6 protein-coding genes and 2 pseudogenes are annotated in these 10151 nt (G+C 54.5%); all 8 read right to left on the bottom strand.

Annotated features, from left to right (window positions below):
* Nucleotides 1-50: 50 nt before the first annotated feature.
* A complete protein-coding gene (gene ppc / locus ABYV26_RS12965; protein ID WP_372681626.1) occupies nucleotides 51-2816 on the bottom strand; it encodes a phosphoenolpyruvate carboxylase in 2766 nt (921 codons plus the stop codon).
* A gap of 217 nt (nucleotides 2817-3033) precedes the next feature.
* On the bottom strand, nucleotides 3034-4416 hold the full coding sequence (locus ABYV26_RS12960) for a DUF1214 domain-containing protein (RefSeq protein ID WP_372681624.1): 1383 nt from the start codon (nucleotides 4414-4416) through the stop codon (nucleotides 3034-3036).
* 55 nt (nucleotides 4417-4471) lie between these two features.
* Entirely contained in the window at nucleotides 4472-5515 is a 1044-nt protein-coding gene (locus ABYV26_RS12955) for an alpha/beta hydrolase (RefSeq protein ID WP_372681623.1), read from the bottom strand.
* 498 nt (nucleotides 5516-6013) lie between these two features.
* Nucleotides 6014-6487, bottom strand: a pseudogene (locus ABYV26_RS12950) (transposase); the annotation flags it as partial.
* A 180-nt stretch (nucleotides 6488-6667) separates the two neighbouring features.
* Nucleotides 6668-7429: a PolC-type DNA polymerase III gene (locus ABYV26_RS12945; protein ID WP_372681621.1), complete on the bottom strand. Its 762-nt coding sequence runs from the start codon at nucleotides 7427-7429 to the stop codon at nucleotides 6668-6670.
* A 9-nt stretch (nucleotides 7430-7438) separates the two neighbouring features.
* Nucleotides 7439-9364 carry a DUF294 nucleotidyltransferase-like domain-containing protein gene (locus ABYV26_RS12940; protein ID WP_372681619.1) on the bottom strand — a complete coding sequence of 642 codons (1926 nt, stop codon included), beginning with the start codon at nucleotides 9362-9364 and terminating at the stop codon, nucleotides 7439-7441.
* A gap of 60 nt (nucleotides 9365-9424) precedes the next feature.
* The gene (locus ABYV26_RS12935; protein ID WP_372681617.1) at nucleotides 9425-9874 is read right to left on the bottom strand and encodes a PACE efflux transporter; all 450 of its coding nucleotides are present in this window, start codon (nucleotides 9872-9874) and stop codon (nucleotides 9425-9427) included.
* A 126-nt stretch (nucleotides 9875-10000) separates the two neighbouring features.
* Nucleotides 10001-10151, bottom strand: a pseudogene (locus ABYV26_RS12930) (glutamate dehydrogenase); the annotation flags it as partial.

Here is a 10151-nt window from a genome sequence, read left to right as displayed (position 1 = left end):
TTTAGACTTTGTTCGATGCCGATTTCGATTTTCTGTAGGAGGCTTATGCATCACCCAGTACTCTGCATAGCCGCCGCAATCCCGTTGATGCTGAGAAACAGGGCCTGGCGCAAGGGAATGGATTGCTTCTCGGTGCGTCCAGCCCAGCGTCTGAGCAGTTCGATCTGGATCAGGTTGAGCACGTCGGTGTAGGGGTTACGCAGGACGATGGATTCCTGAATGGCCCTGTGGTTGTCCAGCAGCCTTTCATGGCCGGTGATCTTTAATACGACGGCACGCGTCTTTTCGAACTCCGCTGCGATGATGTCATGGAATTGATACTCAGAAAGGCCGCTATAGGTTTTAGCGATTTCCATGCGTGTGCGGGCCAGCTCCAGCTGCACATTTTCGATCACCGTACGGAAAAAGGGCCAGCTTTGCCACATCGCCTGCAACAGTTCCAAGGCCTTCGGATCTTTTGTGATTTCTTCTTCAATGGCCGTGCCGGCACCATACCAGCCCGGCAGGTTGTAGCGGGTCTGGGTCCAGGAAAAAACCCAAGGAATGGCCCGAAGGTCGTCGAAATTCACCTCGCTGGCCGAGACCCTGGAGACCGGCCGGGAGGCAATGGGCAGGTTGCCGATATGCTCGATGGGCGTAATCTGTTTATACCACTGCCAAAGCTTCCCATCGTCAATGAGAGTGCGGTAGGCCTGCATCGATTGGGTGGCGATGCGCTCCATCAGGGCCTGCATGGGCGGGCTGCAGCCCATGTCGCATTCGGTGTCATGGGCGGTCTGCAGCACTGCATTGACGATCTGCTCAAGATGCCGGCGGGCAATGAAGGGCCGGGCATAACGAAAGGAGATCACTTCGCCTTGTTCCGTAAACCGCATGCTTCCACTGCGGCTCTGGATGGGGATGGCGAAAATGGCCTGATTGGCACGACCGCCGCCGCGTCCCACGCTGCCGCCCCGGCCGTGGAAGAAGCGCACCTTGATATTGTTTTGCCGGCTCACTTCCGATAGGAGCTCCTGGCCCTTGTGCAGCGCCCAGTTGGCCATCCAGAAACCGCCGTCCTTGTTGCTGTCCGAGTAGCCGAGCATAATCTCCTGAAAGTTGCCGCGGGCCTCGAGATGACACCGGTAGAGCGCATTTTTATAAAGAGACGCCATCAACTGCGCAGCCGCTTCCAAATCCTCGATGGTTTCAAACAACGGCACCAAATCCAATTGTGTGGTGGCGACGCCGTCCTTCATGCGCCACATGCCGACCTCTTTGGCCAGCAGCAGCACTTCCAGCAAGTCGCTCACCGAATGGGTCATGCTTATGATGTAAGCACCGATAGCATGTTCATCCTTGCGGATCACCCGGCGCATCAGCTTTAAAACATCCAGTAGTTCGACGGTTTGATCCGAAAAGTCTTCTGGATCGCGATAAAGCGGCCGCGGATTGGCCAGCTCTTTTTCCAGGAGAGCGACTTTTTCCGACTCAGCGAGGGTCTGATAGTTTTCGCTGACGCCGGACAACCTAAACAGCTCTGCAATCACGGCCTCGTGTACGCGGCTGTGCTGCCGGATGTCCAGAGCAGCCAGATGAAAGCCGAACACCCGGCTGCGGACGATCAGATCGGAAAGGCTGCGGTAGGATGAAAGCGCCCCGAGCCCGCTGTCGGCCAAACTCTTTTTCAGCAAGTTTAAATCGTCCTGGAATCTCGATACACTGTAGACGCTGCCTTCCGGGTCCACGCGGAATTGCTTTAGGTGTTCCAGCATGTAGGCGATTTTGAGGCGGAAGGGCTCGAAGCGGTACCGATGCCGCTCATCCGGATCCAGCGCGACCGTCTCGGCCTCGTGTTGAAGATCTTCCATCAGGCAATGGGGCACGGCCACCCGCTGCGAGGAGATGCTCAACTCCCGCCATAAGGCTTCGAGGGCCTTTATGTGGTTATCCAGGGCCGCATTGCGGTGGGCATCCAGTGTCTGGGCCGTGATTTCGTGGGTCACAAAAGGGTTGCCGTCCCGGTCGCCGCCGATCCAGGAGCGAAATCGCAGAAAGGGAGGGGCCAGATCGCCGACGTCGAAATAGGTGTCCAGCGCTTTGCGCAAATCGTCGATAATGCGCGGCAGGGTATCCCAGATGGCGTGGGTCTGGTAGTAGATGCCGTTTTGCACCTCATCCTGTACGCGCAGCCGATCCGAACGCACGTCGTCTGTAACCAGCAACAGGGCCACCTCATTCGCGATGCGGTCGATGGTTTCGGCCATGGCCTGCTCGGACAGCGCGCGGTCCTGGGAAAGGCGTTCCAGCAACCCGGCGATTCGGTTCTGCTTGAATAGAATGGTCCCGCGACGAGCCTCTGTGGGATGGGCGGTGAGGGTCGGTTCGATGTCCAACTCGTTAACCAGCAGTTGCATGTCGTGTTCGGATTTGCCCTGCTGCTTGAGGTGATAGACCGCCTCGAGAATTGACCCTTTACGCGGGTTATCCGGCGTCTCCGTTTGCGCTGCCAGGCGGTTGATGCGGGTGATCTCCTGACGTTCGGCCTCGTTGACAAGGTGGAAAAAAGCGGTGAAGACGCGGCAAACCCAGACCAGTTGTTCAAGGTCCAGGTCCTCGATACGCGGCTGCAGACCGGTGTGGGATCGCCACTGATCCGATCTGGCGGCGGCCTCGCAACGATCCATCAAATCCTCGATCAACCGGGCGGTCACATTGCCGGCCTGCTGGCGTACCACCTGCCGGACGAGACGACTAATGAGATCGATCTTGTATTGCAGGGGGACGGTAATTCCCCGCTTTCGTTTATCGCCCGCTGTGGTCTCTTCTTCGGTCATGTTCCTGATTCCCATCTGATTTCGGGGACGCCTCTAATTATCTCATTGAGCTTTTAGCACGCGATATCCATGGGGTTTGGTGATGGATTCACCTCGTCGGATGGCATATCCGACTCCCGAGACGATTCAATCAGCAGATATTCACGGTCATAACGCTCCGGTTCGGCGACGGCACGATAGAGCCGTCCGCTGCAACCGTTGGTTTGCTCTCCTTGTTTTACAGCTTCTCAGCCTTGGGTGCTTTCCAGGTCTTCATTGCCTCAATGTCCGGCGCGTAGACGCGCATAATTACATCCAACTTTTCGTCCTTCCCGCCTGATGGCAACCAGTTCTCCCTTGGCACACCCTCGGGCTGTTTGGGCGATATATGGATTTCCAGGCCACCCGACTGATCCAATTTCATCCCACCGTTTTCGCCGACACTGTATTTGTAATTGTCATTCGGTATAAAGAGACCCTTCTTGGCATCGTAGAGGGTGGCCGACCAGAAAGCCTTCGCAGGCGGCAGCTGTTCTTTGGACATCCTGATCACATAGTGACCTTTGGCATTGATTGGCGGCCCATCGGCTGTCCCGATACCAGGATACTGCGCCTGGTCGAAAGGCAGACCGATCGGACCGACACATGACTGCGCGACCATCGGCGCAAGTGTCATCTTGCCTTTCGGCTGGAAGACTTTGGTGAGGTGCGGATTGCCTTTTGGATCATTCCAAGTCTTCAAGGACTCGATAAGGACTTCTTCAGCAACTTTGGCAAACCTCTCACCATCGATCTTGGCGACTTTGTCAGCATTAAATTGCTTGCCCGGCTCCACACCCAGCGGCGCCAGCGCGGCCAGGACTTTTTGATCCATTTCATCTTCAGGGTCGAATGTTGTGTGATTAAAGATGAACTGCATCGCTTCAAGAAAATTGTTCTTGAAGACAGCCTGATCATTGCTGAACGCCGGGAAATTGACTTCGCTGGTCGGCAGTTTCGCCTTGCCCTGATATTCCGACAAGGTCATAAGCTTCTGGGTTTTCATCGCCGCAATATTCCGCTTCATTCGTTCAGGCTCGCTTGCATGCGGCGTGACGCGCAGGAAGGCAATGGCGAAGTCACCAGTCATCTTTAAGGTTTTGTCGATCCCCTTGACCGGCTCGCCTTTATAGTTTTTTGTGCGCGCGGTATAGAAGAGCATTGTCGTGGGCTTCTTGAAGTCACCCTTGATCGTCGAAAGCGGGACATCAATGTAGTGGTCGTAAGCGGAAGTTTCTAATGACACGTACTTCGAATCAAATTCCGGAAATTGGATCACAATCGCGTCATCTCGCATATCCAGCATTGAAATCAGATAGAGCGAGTCGTTATTGGGCCGCGGAATCGCCGTGAGCGTATGATCTGAAAGTGTTTCAGGGACCAACATTTTGTTCCAGCCACCAGTGCCTAAGGGGTTCCCTTCCTGCATCGCAAAGTTATTGTTGGTGTTGAACATCGCGACGTATTGATAAGAACGACGGACGATATTATCAATTTCCTTGTCGGTAAGTTTTGCCGCATAGCTCAATCCGGCACTAAGCGTGAAAAACGCCACGAGGATCGTCGATAGAGTTTTTCTCATGTTTACTTTCTCCTTTTTGATAGCGTTAGCTGCTGATGACTGACTAATTGACTCTTCACTTACCCAGATGTTGCTTAAGAAACGCATCAACTTTCCCCAGTGCCCTTTTTGACTCTGGTGTGTCGGGCATGAAGGCCTGAAATACGTGTGACATCCCCTCGTAGAGATCGAGCTTTACTTTCTGCCCATCCGAATCCAAGGCCTGGTAAAGCCGAATAAAGTTACTCAGGAAAATCTCTTTGGTGCCACCCTGTATCAGTGTTGGTGGAAAGCCCTTTGTGTAGTCTCCGTACACCGGTGACACATATGGATTCTTCTGATCCTTCGGGTCGGCGTAGGCATCAGCAGAGTGCTTCAGATGTTTCTCGTATATGTACATCGGCTCGGCCAGCTTCAGCGTCTCGTAGCTGTCGCCGGTCTCGGTGATGTCTGCCCAGGGTGACCACAAGACGACCGCGGCCGGCATTCCCATGCCATCGTCACGCATCTTCAGAACAACACCGGCCGCCATTCCGCCTCCCGCCGAATCACCGTAGATAGCAATATCGGCCATGGCGTAACCTTGTTTCTTGAGCTCATTGAAAACTGTGATGACCTGTGCGATCGTCTGTCGCCACTTTGAGTGCGGTGCCAGTGTGTAGTCGACGGATATGACACGCATCCCAGTGCGATCTGCTACCAAGGCACTGCTGGCGAGGGTTGACGCGGCACTTTGAAACGTGTAAGCACCACCGTGTGTGTACACCAGCACCTTGCCATTGTCTTCCCACCCCCTAGCCTTAATATCGAGGACGGGTACACCTCCGAAGTCCCTTTTCGTCACGTTTGGCTGTAGACGATCGACCAAGACTTTCTGCATTTCGAGATTGCGGGCCTCTGCCGCTTGTTGTACAGCCATCCATTTTTCGATCTCATCAGGGTCCGGGAATGCGGGTTCCAGATTCGGATCGGGTAGCGCTCGCAGGAACGCCTGTGCTTCCTGGGATATCGTGCTGGGAATATGCACATAAGGTATCTCTACTTGCTGGGAAAATACTTGGTTGGTGAACACAAGCCATAGAGCAAGAATAACACCGATATTGTAAATCATTTTCTTCATAGCACTGCCTTTCATGTTTAGCTCAATGTTGAGCAAGATTCAGCTAACGCTCAGCTTCAGCAGCCGCCAGCTTCAAGTAATTATTTCTAAAATTGTGAAAACTCACAATTAAACAACACTTTTTAAAATCGGCACCGTTCTGGCGGTCTGCTGGAAGCTGTTGTTATGCGTTCATTACTTTTCAAAAAACACTTCATACAGAGCTGAAGTCTCTTCTTTTTCAAGCAAAAAAGAATCATCTTCCGGGTAATATTTGGCTATTTCGGGATGCTCCCCGGCAAATTTTTTTACTGCGTCCATCGAGTCCCACATGGTAACCAACAGAAAATGGGCTGCCTCATCGTCGATTCGCCGGAGGAAATAGAGCTTCTTTAAGCCGACTATCGCGCTATAATCGGGCACGGCCCTCTCTTTCAGAAATTCAGCATACCTATCGGCTTGAGATACAGGTGTCCGTCCATGCCAAATTCTGAGGATGGTCTTTGAATCTCCCTGTGGATCCTTTCCCTGGGCGATCGTATCCACATTGACCCGTGAAAACGGATGGGGCTTGACCGCTTTGATCGTCAAGCCGGCAGCAATGGTTTCTTTGAGCAGTGCTTCTGCCCCGGCCTCACCGATTCGTTTGCGCCATCGAGACATGCTGGACGGATTGATCGGCGGATCGTGCTCGAAATATTGCATTCCGCTCAAATACTGCCAGTAGGGGTTTTCTGCCCATCCGTAAACGACATCATTGTCACTGAGGTTGTAGATGTATTTCAGGTATTGCAGCGACACCATCAACCGGGTGCCGATGGCCGGCCGGCCGTTACCTGGGCAATAGCGTTCAGCGAACGCCGCGTCCATGCGATCCCAGTTGACGGCCTCGGCTAGTTTGACCAGCCCATGCCCGTGATCGATCATTTTCTTGAGCTCAGTGCGGAACAGATCCTTTTGCTTACTTTGATGAATGGATCGCTTTGGTTTCATGGCTATGATTCGCAAGCAATGAGTGGGTGAGTGCCATCGCGGTTCAATAGTATGAGTTTTTCCAATCGACTGTCAATGGGAACGAAAAACGGTCCGACTGGTGAAATAAAATGGGGCCAGTCTCTGTCGCGCATGCCGAAGCGGCAGACGGCATCAAAGAAAACCCTTCTAACAAGGCTGTTAAAAAGAACTTGCCCGAATCAGGTCGTTCAGCCGGCCCCGGCTGCGGTGTTTAAGCATGGCCAGGCCGCGTTGGAAGATCATGGCCGCAGCCAATGCATCACCGACGGCCGTGTGGCGCTGATGAACCTTGATGCCCAAAAGATGGGCGATTTCTTCCAAGCTTTTCCGGTGTGGGTGCAAGGCAGGATTGATCGCGCCACGGCCCAGCAGCTTGGTCTGTCTCGGCATCGGTCTGAATAGCTTTGGCAGGATTATGTGATCACACAACGCCCGGGTGTCGATCGTCAGATTCTGGAGGGTGAATCCATGGCAAGCCACCATCAGGCGGTTCATAAAATTCAGATCGAACATGGCATTATGGGCCACAAGGATGTCGCTTCCCAAGTATTGCAGAAAGGCATCCAACGCCTCCGGTCCGGTCGGGGCGGCGGCGACCATGGCCGGAACGATGCCGTGCACCGTGATGGAGGCCGGCGGGATATCCCTGCCCGGGTTCACCAGCCGGTCGAACATTCGTCCCAGGTGAATTTGCCCCTGCGTGATTTTGAATGCGCCGATGCTTACGATTCGGCTGTGCTTCAGATCCAGGCCGGTTGTTTCGATATCTACCACCGTATAGGTATACGAATCGGCGGGGCTGGCACCGTCCAGATGGTCCAGGGCCTGCAGATTGGCCGAAGCCGGAGGGGTCAGGGGCTTTTTCCCGATGCGCATCCGAAGCAGCCGGTTGATCAACCGAGCCGTGAATAGGCGCCCCATTATTTCTCCTTACAGCCTGTAGCGGGCCGCCAGCAACTCCTGCAGATGGCTGATGATGGAGAAACTTTCCTTGAGAACCTTTCTCTCCATGGGGTTGAGCAGTCCCGGGTCTACAAAGTTGTTCATCGGCATTCCCTCGGTGCGAGCCCTTAAATGATGGCCGATTCGGATGAAATTGATATAGTCGTAGGCATCGTCGACGGCTGAAAAAAAACCAGGTCGCAGTATTTTTTTTCGAGTGGCCGCCATCAGGCGTTCCAGGGTATTGGTGGCGTCCACACTCAGTTCCAGCGCCAGCACCCGGGCGACGTCCACCACCGGTGCCAGGCCGCGCAGTTTTAAATTGAGTCCACTGTTGTGTTCTCCCGACTTCTCAATCACGAACTGACGTAGAAATCCAAGGGGCGGCCGGTTGTGGAGGGCATTTTGGGCCAACACCCGCGCAAAATGTTTTTTTCCTGCCGCCATGCGGGTGAGTTCCGCTCTGAGCTTCAGGGCGCCGTCAAACTCGGTGGTGATTCCGCGAAAATCGAAAAAGATCGATGCCATTCTCAAGCTCTCGGGTGTGGGGTCGGCGATCCAGCCGCCAAACAGCCTGCACCAGTCGTCCTGGCACATACACCATTGCGGATTACTGGCCATGATGCCGCCCGGACACTTGGGTATGCCGAAGCGTTCCAGAGCATCCACGACCCGCTGGGACAGATTCAAAAACCAGCTTTTCACCGCGGTGTCCTCACCCTCGGGAACATTCGCATACAGGAGCGCGTTGTCCTGGTCTGAGTAAAGGGTTTGCTCCTGGCGTCCTTCGCTTCCCATGGCCAGCCAGCAGTAAGGAGACGGTGGGGGGCCGTAGCCTTGCACGATCATCTCGTTTTCGATCACGCGGATAAACTGGCGGGTGACGCGGTCGTTCAATTCCGCGATCAGGGCAACCATGGGCTTGACCGCACCGCTGCGGTGCATGGCCATCTCCAGCACCCGGTCGATATGCACGCGCTTGTCGACCAGCTCCGATACGGTCGTGGCTTTGGTGATATCCCCGATCATACCGATGGGTGAACTGCCGATGGCCAACTGAAAATCGTGCTCGCTGACAATCCCCACGGCCTGTTTCTTTTCGGTGACGACCAGGTGGCTGACCCCGAAACGGCTCATGTCCAGCAGGGCGTCGAAGGTGTAGGCCCGGGGCGAAACGGTCCGGATCGGCGTACTCATGATCAGACTGACCGGTGTGTCGAGGTCGCGGCCTTCGGCGATGATCTTGCTGCGGAGGTCGGCGTCGGTGAGAATCCCGTTGGGTGCGCCGTCCTTGCCCATGACGACGATGGCGCCGACGCCGCGTTGCTTCATCATGCCGGCCGCCTGCTGAACCGTCGTCTGCCGGCCGCAGGTCAACAGGTTCGTCGACATCAGCGATCGAACCTTTTTTCCCGTCATGAACAGGTCCACTTGAAGCTGATTGTCGCGGTTCAGGAGGTTGAGTTGATCATCGGCGGACTTACGCACCGCCTTGAAATTGCGGGCCAGGGAAAAACCGAAGAAGCGCTGAAACGACCGATGCACCCTCAACAGATGATCCACCGTGGCTTTGGGAATGAGAAAAACGATCACGTCTTCTTCGGCCGTGACATTGAACAGGGCGTTGCCGCCTTTGAGCAGACTCACCGCGCCGAAGCTGTCGCCTTCTCCCCTGAAATCAACCAGCAGCGCATCACCGGATTCATCGGTGATGGTCACGCGGGCGCAGCCGGTCTGAACGATGTACAGATAGCCGCCGGCCGCCTCGCCCATGCGGATGATCCGTTCACCGGCCGGGTAAAAGGCAACCCGGGTGGCGGCGACCACCTCCTGCAGGGCTGCGCCGTCAAGGGTGTTGAAGGGTACTACCTTCTTGAGGAATTCGATGATGCCGGGCAGGGGAAATTCGTTCATGTTAAAAGCGCTTTACCATGACCTCAGGGAAGCAGTCCTGATTTTGCCATATTGGCATGTCTATACACCTTTTGCATTGAACCCCGGATAGGGGAAAATCCGATCATAGACCCAATTGTACAGATAGGTGTACCCGATGTAAAAAAAGGTAAACCCCAGGTCCATGGCCAATGCTTTTGCAAGGGAAAGAGACAGCCACCAGGCGATGGCCGGGACACTGACGATGATGAATCCCGCTTCAAATAAAAGGGCGTGGACGGCTCGAAGCCAAAAACCCCGATGCGCGGGGTTGCCTCCATATTTCAGCAGCATGATATCGAAATAGTGATTGTAGACCATGTTCCAGATCATGGCCAGGATGCTGAAAAAAATGCCTAAGACGCCGGTATCCCACAGGTCCGTTCCAAATCCCCATGCGGCCAGTGGCACGGCTAGGATCAGACCCATAAGCTCGTAGAAAATGGCATGCCGCATGCGGTCTTTTGTATTTCTGAGTTGCCTGACGGTCATTTTTTTTCTATTCGAAAAAGGAATCGATAAAAACAAGGAGCGGCATCTATCCGCCATATCGGGGTCTTCGATATGCAATTGATTGCGGATGGACGCCGCTCTACCATGTCCGTGAACCGAAAAAACCTATACCACACCCTGGTCGATCATGGCATCCACCACCTTGACGAAACCGGCGATGTTGGCCCCGTTCATGTAATTGCCCGGCGTGCCGTACTGCTCGGCCGCATTCAAACAGGTCTGGTGGATGCTCTTCATGATCATCTGCAGCCGGTTG

This window comes from Desulfosarcina sp., assembly GCF_041551955.1.
In the GTDB taxonomy this organism is placed as follows: Bacteria; Desulfobacterota; Desulfobacteria; order Desulfobacterales; family Desulfosarcinaceae; genus Desulfosarcina.
The sequence above is the reverse complement of the archived record's forward strand: the minus strand, read 5'-3'. Positions and strand labels throughout refer to the sequence as shown.